Annotated in this window: 14 protein-coding genes; 12 read left to right on the forward strand and 2 right to left on the reverse strand. The window is 67.6% G+C overall.

Annotation, left to right across the window (positions count from 1 at the left end):
* Positions 1-92 precede the first annotated feature (92 nt).
* The 11 genes from G6035_RS00005 to G6035_RS00055 all read left to right on the forward strand — a co-directional run bounded on the left by G6035_RS00005 (position 93) and on the right by G6035_RS00055 (position 10680).
* On the forward strand, positions 93-422 hold the full coding sequence (locus G6035_RS00005; RefSeq protein WP_176615191.1) for a PadR family transcriptional regulator: 330 nt from the start codon (positions 93-95) through the stop codon (positions 420-422).
* Between the two features lie 2 nt (positions 423-424).
* On the forward strand, positions 425-790 hold the full coding sequence (locus G6035_RS00010; RefSeq protein WP_176615035.1) for a DUF1048 domain-containing protein: 366 nt from the start codon (positions 425-427) through the stop codon (positions 788-790).
* Between the two features lie 16 nt (positions 791-806).
* A complete protein-coding gene (locus G6035_RS00015; RefSeq protein ID WP_176615036.1) occupies positions 807-1574 on the forward strand; it encodes an ABC transporter ATP-binding protein in 768 nt (255 codons plus the stop codon).
* Between the two features lie 10 nt (positions 1575-1584).
* On the forward strand, positions 1585-2346 hold the full coding sequence (locus G6035_RS00020; RefSeq protein WP_176615037.1) for an ABC transporter permease: 762 nt from the start codon (positions 1585-1587) through the stop codon (positions 2344-2346).
* A 128-nt stretch (positions 2347-2474) separates the two neighbouring features.
* Entirely contained in the window at positions 2475-3368 is an 894-nt protein-coding gene (locus tag G6035_RS00025; protein ID WP_176615038.1) for an urea transporter, read from the forward strand.
* A gap of 291 nt (positions 3369-3659) precedes the next feature.
* Positions 3660-4664 (forward strand): GTP pyrophosphokinase family protein, encoded by a 1005-nt coding sequence (locus G6035_RS00030; protein ID WP_176615039.1) that lies wholly within the window; start codon positions 3660-3662, stop codon positions 4662-4664.
* A 220-nt stretch (positions 4665-4884) separates the two neighbouring features.
* Complete coding sequence (locus G6035_RS00035; protein ID WP_176615040.1) at positions 4885-6042, forward strand: ABC transporter substrate-binding protein; 1158 nt, start codon at positions 4885-4887, stop codon at positions 6040-6042.
* On the forward strand, positions 6039-6851 hold the full coding sequence (locus G6035_RS00040) for an ABC transporter ATP-binding protein (RefSeq protein WP_176615041.1): 813 nt from the start codon (positions 6039-6041) through the stop codon (positions 6849-6851). Before G6035_RS00035 ends, G6035_RS00040 begins: the two co-directional genes overlap by 4 nt.
* Positions 6844-7740, forward strand: a complete 897-nt coding sequence (locus G6035_RS00045; protein ID WP_176615042.1) for an ABC transporter permease — start codon at positions 6844-6846, stop codon at positions 7738-7740. Before G6035_RS00040 ends, G6035_RS00045 begins: the two co-directional genes overlap by 8 nt.
* Before the next feature lie 156 nt (positions 7741-7896).
* Entirely contained in the window at positions 7897-9171 is a 1275-nt protein-coding gene (gene cobA, locus G6035_RS00050; RefSeq protein WP_176615043.1) for a uroporphyrinogen-III C-methyltransferase, read from the forward strand.
* Between the two features lie 45 nt (positions 9172-9216).
* Entirely contained in the window at positions 9217-10680 is a 1464-nt protein-coding gene (locus G6035_RS00055) for an FAD-dependent oxidoreductase (protein WP_176615044.1), read from the forward strand.
* A gap of 86 nt (positions 10681-10766) precedes the next feature.
* Here the strand turns inward: G6035_RS00055 and G6035_RS00060 are convergent, their stop codons facing one another.
* Both G6035_RS00060 and G6035_RS00065 read right to left on the reverse strand, forming a co-directional pair.
* Positions 10767-11663, reverse strand: a complete 897-nt coding sequence (locus tag G6035_RS00060) for a hypothetical protein (protein ID WP_176615045.1) — start codon at positions 11661-11663, stop codon at positions 10767-10769.
* 218 nt (positions 11664-11881) lie between these two features.
* Positions 11882-13342, reverse strand: coding sequence for a PucR family transcriptional regulator (locus G6035_RS00065; protein WP_176615046.1), 1461 nt, complete (start codon positions 13340-13342; stop codon positions 11882-11884).
* 138 nt (positions 13343-13480) lie between these two features.
* Between G6035_RS00065 and G6035_RS00070 the strand changes: the two genes are divergently transcribed.
* On the forward strand, positions 13481-14911 hold the full coding sequence (locus G6035_RS00070) for a gamma-aminobutyraldehyde dehydrogenase (protein ID WP_176615047.1): 1431 nt from the start codon (positions 13481-13483) through the stop codon (positions 14909-14911).
* Positions 14912-14927: the final 16 nt, after the last annotated feature.

Genomic DNA, 14927 nt, shown 5'->3' on the forward strand with positions numbered 1-14927 from the left:
CCATTAACCTTCAAAGGGGGTGTTGCATCCCCAGTACTTAACGCTACTATGTACCAGTAGCTAGTAACACTGGGTAGATGACGGGGGTTCGGGTGGGCAGGCAGATGACGGAGATGCTCAAGGGCACGCTGGAGGGCATTGTCCTGGCGATCCTGTCCGTGCAACCCGCCTACGGCTACGACATCACGGCGCGGCTGCGGGAACAGGGCTTCACGGATATCGCCGAAGGCACCGTCTACGCCCTCCTCGTCAGGATTGAGCGCAACGGCCTCGTCGAGGTGGAGAAGGTCCCGTCCGAGAAGGGGCCGCCGCGCAAGGTCTATTCACTCAACACCCCCGGGCGGGCCTACCTCGACGAGTTTTGGGTGACCTGGGGCTTCCTGGCCGACCGGCTGGGGCAGCTGAAGAAGGAAGGGAACTAGGCATGGCGGCAAAATGGATCGAGCTGGTCACCGGACCGCTCGAGCAGAAGAAGCAATACCGGCAGTACAAGGCCCGCTCCAAGGCGCTTCCCGCGAACTACCGCACCGCCATCGAGGCGCTGGAGCGGTACCTGATGCACTTTGGGGCGATTTCCAACAGCGAAACCCTGGTGCGGATGCTGGAAGACCTTCTGGACCTCTTTGAACAGAGCGTCGCCGACGGAACCCCGGTCCGCAGGATCGTTGGCGAGGATCCGGTGGAATTCGTGGAGACGTTCCTGGCGAACTATGCGGAGGGGCAGTGGATCAACAAGGAACGCAAGCGGCTCATCGACGCCATCGACAGCGTCGCGGGCAGCGAGCCGTAGCGGAAGGAAAATCCGGATGGACACAGCCGGCCAGGCGCCCGTGATCCGTGTGCGGGGCCTGAAGAAGTCATACAAGGACGTGCAGGTGCTGCGCGGCGTGGACTTCGACGTCGCACGCGGCAGCATTTTCGCACTCCTCGGTTCCAACGGCGCCGGCAAAACCACCGTGGTGAAGATCCTGGCCACCCTGCTCAAGGCCGACGCCGGCGCTGCCGCCGTCAACGGCTTCGACGTCGCCACGCAGGCGGCCCGGGTGCGTGAGTCCTTCAGCCTCACCGGCCAGTTCGCGGCGGTGGATGAGATCCTCACCGGGCGCGAGAACCTGGTGCTCGTCGCGAAGCTGCGGCACGTGAAGGACCCGGGTGCTGTGGCGGAGGAACTGCTCAAACGGTTCTCGCTGGCCGATTCTTCCGTCCGAAAGGTGTCCGGGTACTCCGGCGGCATGCGCCGCCGGCTCGACATTGCGATGAGCCTCATCGGGAACCCGCCGGTCATATTCCTGGACGAACCCACCGCCGGGCTCGACCCCCAGGCGCGGCTTGAAGTCTGGGAAGCGGTGCGGGAACTGGCGTCGCACGGCACCACCGTGCTGCTCACCACGCAGACCCTCGGCGAAGCCGAACAACTGGCCGGGCGCATCGCCATCCTGCACGGCGGGCGGATCATCGTCAACGGCACGCTTGAAGAACTCAGGGCGCTGCTTCCGCCCGCCAAGGTGGAATACGTCGAGAAGCAGCCGACGCTCGAGGACGTCTTCCTCGCCGTCGTCGGCGCGGAAAAGTAAGGGTTTTGCCATGAACAAGCATTTCCTCGGCGACACGGGCATCCTGTTGGGGCGGTCCCTGCGGCACATCACGCGCAGCCTGGACACAATCATCACCACCACCATCATGCCCATCGCATTCATGCTGCTGTTTGTGTACGTCTTCGGCGGCGCCATCCATGCCGGCACCGGCGCCTACATCAACTACCTGCTGCCCGGCATCCTGCTGATCACGATTGCCTCAGGCATCTCCTACACCGCGTTCCGGCTCTTCCTGGACCTGAAGGGCGGCATCTTCGAGCGTTTCCAGTCCCTGCCGATTGCCCGGTCCTCCGTGTTGTGGGCGCATGTCCTGGCCTCGCTGCTTGCCAACCTGGTCTCGATCATCGTGGTGGTTTTGGTGGCCCTGCCCATGGGCTTCCGTTCCTCCGCGGGGCCGCTGGCGTGGCTGGCCGTGGCAGGCATCCTGATGCTGTTCACCTTGGCGCTGACCTGGATAGCCGTCATTCCGGGACTTTCAGCGGGCTCCGCCGACGGCGCGAGCGCCTTCTCCTATCCGATCATCTTCCTGCCGTTCATCAGCTCGGCCTTTGTACCCACAGACACCATGCCCGGTCCGGTGCGCGCCTTCGCCGAGAACCAGCCGGTCACCTCCATCGTCAACGCGATCCGCGGGCTGTTGGAGGGCCGGCCCGTGGGCAGCAGTGCCTGGATTGCCCTTGCCTGGTGCACCGGCATCCTCATCGTCGCCTACCTTTTCGCCATGGCCGCGTACCGGCGCAAAATCGCCTAGCTTGCGGGCAGTGGCCCGGTGGAACGTGTCCCCTGTCGGGAAACGGGGCGCGGCAGGGTGTAAAATCCAATGTGCAAAAAATTCAGCAGACCGTTCCCGGCCTTGGACGAAGGTGGGTTGGCAATGGTTTGCTCTCCCTGCTCCATGGCACTTCCCAGATATTTTTCCACACCAAGACGGTCCCCGGGCTGTTGATTCTTGCGGCCTTTGCGGTGGCCGACTGGCGCATGGCGATACTCGTGCTCCTCGGCAGCGCCGGCTCGTCGTTGGCCGGCCTGATGTTGCGCGTGCCCGCCCATGAAGTGCGCAACGGACACCAGGGATTCTGCGGGGCGCTGGTCGGGGCGGCAGCCTACGCTTCACTGGGCAGTGGATGGCTGGGCGTGCTGGCGGCGGTTGTTGGCGGCGTGGCCTGTGCGCCTGTGACCTGGGTGCTGGTGCGCGTCTTTGACTCGCGCCCGCTCAAGCGTTACAAGCTGCCGTACACCACGGCACCCTTCTGCATTATTGGCGGGCTCATGCTGCTGGCCACCGCGGGGCACCATGTCTCGGAGGCCATTGGCGAAATTGACGACTCCCTCAGGACCGACTTCTTCCGTTCACTGCTCACAAATATTTCCGAAGTCGTACTGATTGACAACGTGGGGGCGGGCGGACTGATCCTGCTGGCATTGTTTCTCATCCATTGGAAGGTGGGACTGGCAGCGGTGCTGGGAAGCGTGCTGCAAACCTTTTTGGTCCTGTTGCTGCACGAGGATGCTGTCAGCCTTGGCCAGGGTGTGCTGGGCTATTCGGGCGTCCTCGTCGCAATTGCCATGGCCGCAGTCTTCCTGAAGGGCACGTGGCAGCCGTGGGTCATGGCGGTGGCCGGCACGGTGCTGGCCTGCCTTTTCACGCTCGTGGTGCAGGACCTGCACGGCGTCTACACCTGGCCGTACGTCATCACCACGTGGGTTCTGTTGGTGGTTTCCCGTTACATCCCGGGCGTCGACCACGCCACACACGAGCCGCTGCCCGGATAACCCCGCACGGCGGGTCGGCGGGCTCCGTCCTCCCCAAACGCTCCCGCGCAACCGGGGCACTTTCCCCCAACGCCCGCGCGCAACCGGGGCACTTTCCCCCAACGCCCGCGCGCAACCGGGGCACTTTCCCGAAGCGCTCCCGCACAATCCCCGCCGAACGCCGCCTCTCGGGGCGGGGCCGGCCGCCAGGCCGTGCGAAACCCGGCCCGTGATTTCGGTCCAACCGAACCACGGGGCCCCCGGAATGGGTAGAGTTGTATCCAAGCCCAGGCAGGATAAAAGGATGTGACCATGCGGCAGTCCGTTGGTGAGTTCAGCCCGGAAGTTGTGGACTTTGCCGGGCGCATCAGCAACTATGAAGCCGCCGCGGAAGCCATCCGCCAGTGCATTGTTGCCCGTCTCCGGGACGACGGCCTGAACCATCACGACGTCCGTTGCCGCGTGAAGACACCGACCTCCGTGCAGGAAAAGCTGGATCGCCGCGATGACCTGGGCAATCCCCGGTATCCCGGCGGGCCCGAAAACCTGGATGACCTGGTCGGCGTCCGCGTCATCCTCTTCGTCGAAACGGACATCAAGGCCGTGGCAATCGCCCTGACGAACCAGTTCATCTGCCATGACGACGAGGACAAAACCGCAGTCATCCGCAAGAACGGCGGGATCGGCTACGCCGGCCGCCACCTGACGCTGGAGGTGCCCGTGGACAACCCTCCGGTGGGTTGCGAGGCGTACCGGGGGCAGCGGTTCGAGGTCCAGCTGCGCACCGTGCTCCAGCACGCATGGGCGGAATTTGAGCACGACATCCGTTTCAAGGGCACCCACGTGGACAATGCCGAGATCAGCCGCGCTTTCACCATGGCCTCGACGCTGATCGAATTGGCGGACCAGCAGTTCGTGAACATTGCCGACATCCTGAAAAGGATGCAGTCGGAAAGTGCCGCCACCGAGTCCCAGGAGCTGGACGCCAACAACGTCCAGCTGCTCCTGGACCGTGTTTTCCCCGCGTACCCACACAGCAAGGCCGGCCAGTACCGGTGGCTTGTGGAAGTGTTTGGGGCCAACGGCTTCAGCACGGTGGCCGCGGTGGAGCAGTGGTTCATGGACATCGACCAGCGCGCCATGGTTTCCGGCCTGGGCTACCGGTTCCTGCCCGGCCAGGTCCGAGTGGTCGACGACCTCCTGCTGAAGACCCTCGGCGAACCCTACATTGAGGCCACCAAGAACGTGGGCAATGACTTCAACCGCGAGGGCAAGCTGCGCTTCCGCCTGCGCCGCTTCCGCACCCTCCAACACTGACCACCCGTCCGCCGGGACTTGCAGCCGGCACTTTGTGACGCTCCATGAACGCCCGTGACCCCGGGTGTCCCCTTCGTTGAAGCGCGCCCGCACCCTTTCCTAGCGTTGAGCCATGACCATTTTGGCAGCGCCCGCCGGCCCACGCACCCCGGCCGCCTCTGCCGCGATGTAGCGCGCGTCAACCACCCGCAGGCGCCCCTCCCAGCAAAGGACCCGAACCATGCCGACCACGCCCGACCACCCGCCCAGGCTGGCCACGACCCGGATCGTCGCGGGCGAAAAGCCCAAGGGCCCGCGCCGCACCGTGGAGATCGTCGCCGTCGCGGCCCTGGTGGTGCTCATCGGCGCAGGGGCCGCCGTCGCCTCCGCCACCGCCAACAACAATTCAGCCAAGAACGACGCCGTAACCCAGACGGGCGCCGCGGCGACGCTCCGGCTGGGCTACTTCCCCAACGTCACGCACGCCCCGGCCATCGCCGGACTGCAGGAGGGCATCTTCGCCAGGGACCTCGGCACCACGAAATTGACCGCACAGGTGTTCAACGCCGGGCCCTCCGCCATCGAGGCCCTCAACGCCGGCGCGATCGACGCCGCCTACCTGGGCCCGAACCCCGCCATCAACGCCTACGCCAAGAGCAGCGGCGCATCGCTGCGCATCATCGCCGGCGCGGCCAGCGGGGGAGCGCAGCTGGTGGTGAAGCCGTCCATCACCTCGGCCGCGCAGCTCAAGGGCAAGGTGCTGGCCACCCCGCAACTCGGCGGAACCCAGGACGTGGCCCTCCGATCATGGCTGGCGGGCCGGGGCCTCAAGACCACCCCGGTCGGCGGCGGGGACGTCACCATCAACCCCACCGGCAACGCCCAAACCCTCAAGCTGTTCCAGGACGGAAAGCTCGACGGCGCCTGGCTCCCCGAACCGTGGGCCTCCCGCCTGGTGCTTCAGGCGGGGGCGAAGGTGCTGGTCAACGAGGCCGATCTGTGGCACGAGGGGCAATTTAGTACAACCGTGCTGGTTGTGAACAAGGCGTTCCTTGACGCCCATCCGCAGACCGTGGAGGCGCTGCTGAAGGGCCACGTGGACTCCATCCGATGGCTCGATGCACACCAACGGGAGGCGGCCGCCGTCATCAATGCCGGGCTGAAGGATGCCGCCGGGCAGCCGCTGGCCCCGGACGTCATGGACAGGGCGCTGGCCGGTCTGGCGTTCTCGCCCGATCCCCTGGCCGCCACGTTCCCCGAGCTGCTGGCGCACGGGGTGGCGGCCGGAGTGGCCGGGCCCGCCGACATCAAGGGGATCTTTGACCTGGCACCGCTCAATAAAGTGCTGAAGGCTGCGGGGCAAAAGCCCGTGCCGGCGGCCGGACTGGGGACGCAATGACGCAGACGCTCACGCCGGCACGGGAACCGGGCAGCGCGCCGGGGGCCGGGGAACGGCGCAAGGAAGGCGGGCCGCGGGACAGCGCCCCCGCCGTCGTACTGGAAAACCTGGGCAAGCGCTTCGGCGCCGGTCCCGCCGTCCTCGAAAACGTCAGTGCCACCGTGGCGCAGGGCGAGTTCGTGGCCTTGCTGGGGGCGTCGGGCTGCGGAAAGTCGACGTTGCTGAACATCATTGCAGGCCTGGACGTGCCGACGTCGGGCGCCCTGGAAGTGCCCTCGGACGGGGCGGCATTCATGTTCCAGGACTCGTCGCTGTTCCCGTGGCTCAGCGCCGCCGGCAACGTGGAACTGGCACTGAAGCTGCGCGGCGTGGGCCGGGCGGAACGGACGGTGCGGGCCAGGGAACTGCTGGAGCTGGTGAACCTGGGACACGCTGCGGACAAGCGGCCGCACGAACTGTCCGGCGGCATGCGCCAGCGTGTGGCGCTGGCGCGCTCACTCGCCCAGGACCGGGCGGTGCTGCTGATGGACGAGCCCTTTGCCGCCCTGGACGCCATCACCCGCGAACTGCTGCACAACGAGCTGGAACGGGTGTGGCGGGAAACCGGGCGCACCATCATTTTTGTCACGCACAATGTGCGCGAGGCCGTGCGGCTGGGCCAGCGGGTGCTGCTGCTCTCCTCCCGGCCGGGCACCGTGGTGGCCGAATGGGACGTGTCCGACGAACACCGCACGAATGCCGGGGCCGCCGGCGAACTGACGGCCGGCATCACCGCCCGACTGCGCGAGGAGATCCGCCGCCATGCCTGAAACGCCCACCGCAACGCTGCCCGCGGGCGGGAGCGCCGAGGACCTGCGGACCCTGGAGGCCGGCCTCGACTCGCTGCAGTCCGAGCCCGCCCGCCGCCGCCGGCTGGACCTCTCCCGCATCCTGCTGCCCCTCGCCGCCCTGCTGGTGCTGGTCCTGGCCTGGCAGTTTTATGTCACACTGGGCCTGCGCCGCCGCGACCAGGTGCCGGGTCCGCTCGACGTCCTCGGCTCGCTCGGGCTCCTGTGGCAGGAAGGAACCGCGCAGGAGGCCATCTGGACGTCGCTGCAACGCGGTGTCGTCGGTTTCGCAATCAGCATTGCGGTGGCCACACCCATCGGGCTGCTGCTCTCCCAGGTGCGCGTGCTGCGCCGGGCATTCGGCCCGCTCGTGTCCGGGCTGCAGGTGCTGCCGTCCGTGGCGTGGGTGCCCGCCGCCATCATCTGGTTCGGGCTCAGCGACGCGACGGTGTACTTCGTCATGTTCATGGGCGCCATCCCGTCCATCATCAACGGCCTCATTTCCGGGGTGGACCAGATCCCGCCGCAGTACCGCCGTGTGGGACGGATCCTGGGCGCGTCCCGCTGGGAGATGGCACTGCACGTGGTGCTGCCCGCCGCACTTCCCGGCTACGTGGGCGGGCTGAAACAGGGCTGGGCCTTCTCGTGGCGCTCGCTCATGGCGGCCGAAATCATCGCCATGGGCGGCACACTCGGTTTCGGCCTCGGTTCGCTGCTGGAGCAGGGCCGCCAACTGGCCGACATGGGAGTTGTCATGTCCGCCATCCTGGTCATCCTCTTCGTCGGCATCGCGGTGGAACTGCTGGTGTTTGCCCCCGTGGAGAAGCGGCTGCTGCGCGGGCGGGGCCTGCTGGCCGGCAGCACGCGGTAGGCCCCGGCCGCGCCCCGGCCTCGCGCCCGTGGGCCCACCCGCCGCCTTTCTCGCAGGGACCCGCCTGGACCGCTGATTGTGTCCCCGCGTGACGCCCCGTGAACAGGTGTAACGAAGGTCTTGAACAGCTTATTTTCCACTCCCTAGGGTCGTGCCATGGCAATTGATGATCTCTTCCCCACGTCCCTGCGGCTGCTGGGCCGCCCCGCCCTCGTGGTGGGCGGCGGAACCGTTGCCGCCCGCCGTGCCAAGGCCCTGCTCGACGCCGGGGCCCGGGTCACGCTCGTGGCCCCCGCCCTCGGCGGCGCAGCCCGGGCCCTCACGGACGTCCTGCACTGGGAAGCACGCGAATACCGCGGCACCGACTTGGACAACTCCTGGTTTGCCGTCGCGGCCAGCGGCGACCCCGCAACGGACGCCCGCGTGGCAGCCGACGCCGAGGCACGTCGGATCTGGTGCGTCAACCACTCCCACGCGGAGGACTCCGCCGCCTGGACGCCCGCCGTTGCCACGGTGGACGACGTCAAGGTGGCCGTCAACGCCGGGGGAGACCCGCTCCGTGCCGCCGCCATCCGCAACGCCATCGCCGCCGGGCTGGAAACGGGCGAACTGCCGTTGGGGAGGTACCGCCGGGGGAGCAGCCGGCCGGGGCTCGACAGCCCCCATCACCGCGGCTCCGTCGCACTCGTTGGCGGCGGGCCCGGCGCCGAAGACCTGATCACCGTCCGCGGCCGCCGTCTGTTGGCGGAGGCCGACGTCGTCGTGGCCGACCGGCTGGGTCCGCGCGGCCTCCTGGACACGCTGGGCCCGGAGGTGCGCATCATCGAGGTCGGCAAGACCCCCGGCCACCACCCCGTCCCGCAAACTGACATCAACGCCATCCTGGTCCGCGAGGCCCAGGCCGGCAACCGCGTGGTCCGGCTCAAGGGCGGCGACCCGTACGTGCTGGGCCGCGGCGGCGAGGAAGCCATCGCCTGCCGCGACCACGGCGTGGACGTGGAAGTGGTCCCCGGCGTCACAAGCGCCGTCAGCGTCCCCGCGGCCGCCGGCATCCCCGTCACACACCGCGGCCTGGCCAAGGCCTTCACCATGATCAGCGGCCACGAGGAGCTGGAAAACGTCCCGCACGGCAGCGACCACACCGTCATCCTGCTCATGGGCGTCGGCACCCTGAACCGCTCCATCCCCACCCTGCAGGCGGCCGGACGCGGGCCGGACTGCCCCGTGGCCATCATCGAGAACGGCTTCGCCCCCAACCAGCGCGTCACCATCGGCACCTTGGGCACCATCACGGCCCAGGCGCAGGCGGGCCGGGTGCGCAACCCGGCGGTCGTCGTCGTCGGCGACGTGGTGCGGATCAGCCCGCTGGCCCCGGCGGCGCTGGCACTGGCCCGCATCAGCAGGCGGGAAACTTCCAGCACACTCTCCTAGACTTGTCCCAAGCCCCTTTCCCCTTTGAAAGAAACGAGCACAGCCTTGCCTTCACCCACCCCCTCGACACCAGCCGGCGCTGCCCGCGGCACTGCCGGGCGCCCGCTGCGCATCGCCGTCATCGGTTCCGGCCCTGCCGGCGTCTACGCCGCGGACATGCTGACCAAGAGCCAGGAAGTGGCGGACGGGCTGGTCCTGGCGATCGACCTCTTTGACCGCTACCCGGCACCCTACGGGCTGATCCGCTACGGCGTGGCCCCGGACCACCCCCGCATCAAGGGCATTGTCAACGCCCTGCACAAGGTGCTGGACCGCGGCGACATCCGCTTTTTCGGCAACGTCGACTACGGCACCGACGTCTCCCTCGAGGACCTCCAGACGCACTACGACGCCGTGATCTTCGCCACCGGTGCCATCAACGATGCGGACCTGAACATCCCCGGCATCGAGCTGGAGGGCTCCTTCGGCGGAGCCGACTTCGTCTCCTGGTATGACGGCCACCCGGACGTCCCACGCGAGTGGCCGCTGACCGCCAAGGAGATCGCGGTCATTGGCAACGGCAACGTGGCCCTCGACGTGGCCCGCATCCTCTCCAAGCACGCCGACGACCTCCTTGTGACCGAAATTCCGGACAACGTCCACCAGGGCCTGAAGGCCTCGCCCGTGACGGACGTGCACATCTTCGGCCGCCGCGGCCCCGCACAGGTGAAGTTCACGCCCATGGAGCTGCGCGAACTCAGCCATTCCCGCGACGTGGACATTGTCCTGTATGCGGAGGACTTCGACTTTGACGAGGCCTCCGACGTTGCCGTGAAGACCAACAACCAGGTCAAGACCATGGTGAACACATTGACCAACTGGCTGGTTGAGCAGGACGATGAGGCCGCCGACCCCGCCACGGGCGCGTCCCGCCGCCTGCACCTGCACTTCCTGCACAATCCCGTGGAAGTCACAGGCGGGGACGGCAAGGTCACCGGCATCACGTTCGAGCGCACCGAACTGGACGGCACCGGCAACGTCCGCGGCACCGGCGAATTCATCGACTACCCCGTCCAGGCCGTCTACCGTTCCGTTGGCTACTTCGGCTCCGCCCTCCCGGACGTGGAGTTTGACCACCGCCGCGGCGTTGTGGTGAACGAGGGCGGGCGCGTCCTGGACGCCGACGGCACCCAGGTGCCGGGCGTCTATGCGACGGGCTGGATCAAGCGGGGGCCCGTGGGGCTGATCGGCAGCACCAAGGGCGATGCCCTGGAGACCATCACACACCTGCTGGCGGACCGTGACGGGCTTCCGGCCGCGGCCGTGGCCGGGCACGACGCCATCCTCGAACTGCTGGCCGGCCGCGGCGTGGAATACACCACCTGGGAAGGGTGGCACGAGCTGGACGCCCACGAAAAGGCGCTCGGCGCCGAGGCCTCCGCCAACGGTCCCGTCCAGCGCGAGCGCGTGAAGGTGGTCTCACGGGAGGAGATGGTCAACGTCTCCCGCGGCGCCGCCGTCGTCGGGTAGGCGGGCCACCACCGTCCCCGGCCCGCCGACCCGTCGGCTGTGACGGTTTTCAGCCGCGATAACCGCCACAGCTGACGGGTCGGGCGTCAGGCGAAGTCCTTGCGCGTGCCCAGGCGGCCAAGCAGGGACCTCCCGGCGAGGTCCAATGGATCATCCCAGCCGCCAAGAACCAGCATCCGGGCGATTTTTGTGATGGCGGGCGTGCCGTCCCCGGCCATGTCGTGCTTGTTGATGATGGCCTGCTGCCAGCCCAGGGACCGCGTGACGAAGTTGCGGTCATGGTCCCGGCCCTGCTGTTCCGCCGTGAGGTGGTGGCCGCCGTCGTATTCCACGCAGGTGCGGAACTCCGGGCAGGCAAGGTCCGGGCCAAGCCTGCCCGTGCCGGCCCCGTCCCTGATCTCGTGGTTGCAGTGAAACTCCGGAAGGGGTGAGCGGCCCAGCAGCAGCCGAAGCCGGGTTTCAGGTGTTGAATCCGAACCCACCCGGACCAGGGCCACGGCCTGCTGCAGCTTGCGCATGCCGCGGGCGCCGGCGTGGCGGGCAAGGTAGCTGCGCAGGTGTCCGATCTCCACCAGGGGAAGGACCGTGCGCCCAAAGCTGTAGTTGTGGGCGCAGACTATTTGATCGGCCAACGCCACCAGTTCATCGACGCCCAGGTCCGGTGCAATGTCCAGCAACGTGCGTTGCACGGAAGTGGCCGGAACACCGGCAACGTCAACCACGTCTTCGGCGTCGAGCAGTAGCTCATGGCCAATGACATGGCGGCGCCGCGGCCGTTGCAGGCCAACGGGCCTGGACAGATGAAACGCCGGCAGCCTTTCGAAGCGCCGGGGAATGCGCAGGCCATGAAGCAGGGCCGCGGTGTGGTGGCTGACCACGGCCTGCGGCGTCACCAGCACCAGGACCCGGCAGCTTTCCAGCCACGAGACCTCCCCGGCCCACGCCCGCCTCGCGTGCCTGCCCAACGGTGAACGCCCGTGCATTGAGCCGATCCGGGAGCGGCTGGGGATTCTTCATGCCTTCCATTGAGGCCCCAAGCGGCGAGGGACGGGCGGCCGGATTTCGATTTTGTGGACAACCCGCTGCCCGGCCGCCCCTGTGGTGGCGTTGTTGTGCCCGACCCGTCAGTCGTGGCGGCTCTGGGCCGTCGGAACCGCCACAAGTGACGGGTGGGTCCGGCCGGGGCTCCGCCGGCCAGGCGTCAGGCCGGCGGTGACAGGCGGCGCACGGCCAGCGCCAGCCACAGCTGCACCCGGTCGGGGGTCAGGGCGGGGTCGTAGCCGGTGAGTTCGGCAATCTGGGTCAGCCGGTAGCGGACGGTGTTCCGGTGCAGCGTGAGCGCGTCGGCCACCGCGGCAACGGAGCCGTTGAGCCGCAGGTACGTTTCAAGCGTGTCCACGAGTTCGGCGCCGTGCGTGGTGTCGAAGGCAACCAGCGGGCCCAGGGCCTCCGCAGCCATGGCCGCCATCGGCACGTCGCCGCTGGCCAGCAGCAGGGAGGTCAGGCTCAGCCGCTCGGGGACGTTGACGTCCAGCCCCCGCGTGGCGGCTTCCCGCGCCTCAAAGTAGCTCCACCGCAGCCCGTTTGCCTGCGCATAGCTGCCGCCAATCCCCACCGCCTCGGTAATGCCCACGTCGTGCATCTTCCGGCTCAGCGCCCGCCCCAGCCCGGCCGGGTCGCCCAGCTGGGAGGGGACGATCAGCAGCAGTTCGTCGTGTTCGTCCGCCTTGATGACGGCGGCGACGGCGGAGTGCAGCTCCGCGGGCAGCACCATGGTGGACAGCATGGCGAACCGGTCCCCGCTGTCCTGGACCAGCAGGACAAAATATTTTGACGCCGGGTCCAGCCCCAGCGTCTCGATCCGTGCGTCGGCGTCGGCGGCCTCCACCGTGCCGCGGACAATGTCCGTCACCACCTGCCCGGCGATCTGGCGGGCCGTGTGCCGGCGCTGCGCCAGGTTGTTCAGTTCAATGCTGATCAGGCCGCGGGCATAGTCCACAATGCCGTCGTCGCGGAAGGGCTTGCGCAGCCACAGCGTGCTGGCGTCCCGCTTCCCGGTGGACAGCGCCACCGCATGCCAGCCGTCGTCGTCCCCGTCCGTGGCGGCGGCGGTGGCTCCGGAGGTGGAAAACACCTCGCTGCCGTACTGGGAGATGGACAGCTCCGAACCGACCATGCCGGCCAGCTTGCGCAGCAGCGCCGGCAGCCCGCCGCCGGTCAACAGCGCCCGGGCCAGCACCTGGTGCTCGCGCAGCAACCGTTCCAGCTTGGTGTAATGGTCTGCGGACCGCGCATCCGCCACGAGTTTGCCGATCGCAATGAACGGGGTCACGTACGGCACTTCCACCACGGGGACACCCCAGCGGTTGGCCTCGGCAATGAGGGCCTGGGGGACCGCGTCGTGCTCAAAGCCAATGCCAAAGCCAATGCCGACGGCGCCCGCGCGCCTGATCTGGCGGACAAAGGACCGCTGGGCGTCGGCGGTGCCCTGCCGGGCTCCCGTGGTGAGCACCAGTTCGCCGCCGCTGAGGAACGCCTGAGGGTTTTCCAGCTCGGTGACGGCCACCCAGTCGATGGGCGCGGTCAGCGGGGTGCGGGTGGAGCCCAGGTTTTTAAGGTGCAGGGCCGGAACTGCCATCAGGTCTGCCAAGGATAATGCCATTCCTTAACTATACAAACGCACTATCGGAAGTGAGTGCCGTGGTGCAAAGGGCCATTCGCCCAAGCGGCATCGGGGGCTTAGGCTCGGATCAAGCGGCAAAGCCAGCCGCGCCACACCGAAGCAAAGAGGTTGAACACCGTGGTCCAAACCTTGCAGAATTTCATCAACGGCGAATTTGTGCCCGTCACCGGCACGGAGTCCCTGGACATCGTCAACCCCGTCAACGGGGAGGTCGTGGCCAAGGCCCCGGTCTCCAGCCAGGCCGACGTGGACGCGGCCATGGCCGCCGCGGCCGCCGCCTTCAAGTCCTGGAAACACGCCACGCCCGGCCAGCGCCAGGCCGTCCTTCTCAAGCTCGCGGACGCCATCGAGGCCCACAGCGACGAAATTGTTGAAGCACAGCACCGCAACACCGGCCAGGTCCGGCAGATGATCGCGGATGAGGAAGTGGGTGCCGGAGCCGACCAGCTGCGCTTCTTCGCCGGTGCCGCGCGCCTGCTCGAGGGCCGTTCCGCCGGCGAATACATGGAGAACTTCACTTCCTATGTGCGCCGCGAACCGGTGGGTGTGGTGGCCCAGGTGACGCCGTGGAACTACCCGTTCCTGATGCTGGTCTGGAAGATCGGCCCGGCCCTGGCCGCGGGCAACACCGTTGTGCTCAAGCCCAGCGACACGACGCCGGAAAGCACCCTGGTCTTTGCCGGCATCGCCAAGGACATCCTGCCTGCCGGTGTGCTGAACATTGTCCTGGGCAACGGTGCCACGGGTGCTGCCATGGTGGAGCACAGAACCCCGGCCATGGTGTCCATTACCGGTTCCGTCCGGGCCGGCATCGCCGTGGCCACGGGCGCGGCCGCCGGGTTGAAGCGCGCCCACCTGGAGCTGGGCGGCAAGGCGCCCGCCATCGTCTTTGCCGACGCCAACCTGGGCAAGACGGCGCAGGAAATTGCGGAGTTCTCCTTCTTCAACGCCGGGCAGGACTGCACGGCCATCACCCGCGTCCTGGTGGAGGAATCCGCGCACGACGAATTCGTCGAGGCCCTCGCCACGGCGTCCAAGGGCCTGGAAACCGGCAACGCGGACGATTCCAAGAACTATTACGGACCGCTGAACAACATCAACCACTTCAACGCCGTGGTCAAGGTCGTGGAGAACATTCCCGACTACGCCACGGTGGTCACCGGCGGCAAGCGGGTGGGCGAGAAGGGCTTCTTCTTCGAGCCCACCGTGGTGGACGGGGTGAAGCAGACCGACGACATCGTGCAAAAGGAAACCTTCGGCCCGGTCATCACCGTCCAGACGTTCAAGACGGAGGAGGAGGCCGTGGCGCTGGCCAACGACGTCGAGTACGCCCTGGCCTCCAGCGTCTGGACCTCAAACCACGGCGTGGCGATGCGCGTCTCGCGCGACCTGGACTTTGGCGCGGTCTGGATCAACACCCACATCATGCTCACCGCAGAAATGCCGCACGGCGGGTTCAAGCAGTCCGGCTACGGCAAGGACCTCTCGATCTACGGCGTCGAGGACTACACCCGCATCAAGCACGTCATGAGCAACCTCGACGCCTAAGTGCCCGCACCCCTAC

The organism is Arthrobacter sp. SDTb3-6 (assembly GCF_013376095.1).
Classification (GTDB): domain Bacteria; phylum Actinomycetota; class Actinomycetes; order Actinomycetales; family Micrococcaceae; genus Specibacter.

Bases quoted from the DNA above. Each gene is read 5' to 3' on its own strand.
- G6035_RS00060 (WP_176615045.1), bottom strand. From the start codon at position 11,663: ATGCACGGGCGTTCACCGTTGGGCAGGCACGCGAGGCGGGCGTGGGCC.
- G6035_RS00020 (WP_176615037.1), top strand. From the start codon at position 1,585: ATGAACAAGCATTTCCTCGGCGACACGGGCATCCTGTTGGGGCGGTCC.
- G6035_RS00065 (WP_176615046.1), bottom strand. From the start codon at position 13,342: ATGGCATTATCCTTGGCAGACCTGATGGCAGTTCCGGCCCTGCACCTT.
- G6035_RS00030 (WP_176615039.1), top strand. From the start codon at position 3,660: ATGCGGCAGTCCGTTGGTGAGTTCAGCCCGGAAGTTGTGGACTTTGCC.
- G6035_RS00015 (WP_176615036.1), top strand. From the start codon at position 807: ATGGACACAGCCGGCCAGGCGCCCGTGATCCGTGTGCGGGGCCTGAAG.
- cobA (WP_176615043.1), top strand. From the start codon at position 7,897: ATGGCAATTGATGATCTCTTCCCCACGTCCCTGCGGCTGCTGGGCCGC.
- G6035_RS00040 (WP_176615041.1), top strand. From the start codon at position 6,039: ATGACGCAGACGCTCACGCCGGCACGGGAACCGGGCAGCGCGCCGGGG.
- G6035_RS00045 (WP_176615042.1), top strand. From the start codon at position 6,844: ATGCCTGAAACGCCCACCGCAACGCTGCCCGCGGGCGGGAGCGCCGAG.
- G6035_RS00035 (WP_176615040.1), top strand. From the start codon at position 4,885: ATGCCGACCACGCCCGACCACCCGCCCAGGCTGGCCACGACCCGGATC.
- G6035_RS00010 (WP_176615035.1), top strand. From the start codon at position 425: ATGGCGGCAAAATGGATCGAGCTGGTCACCGGACCGCTCGAGCAGAAG.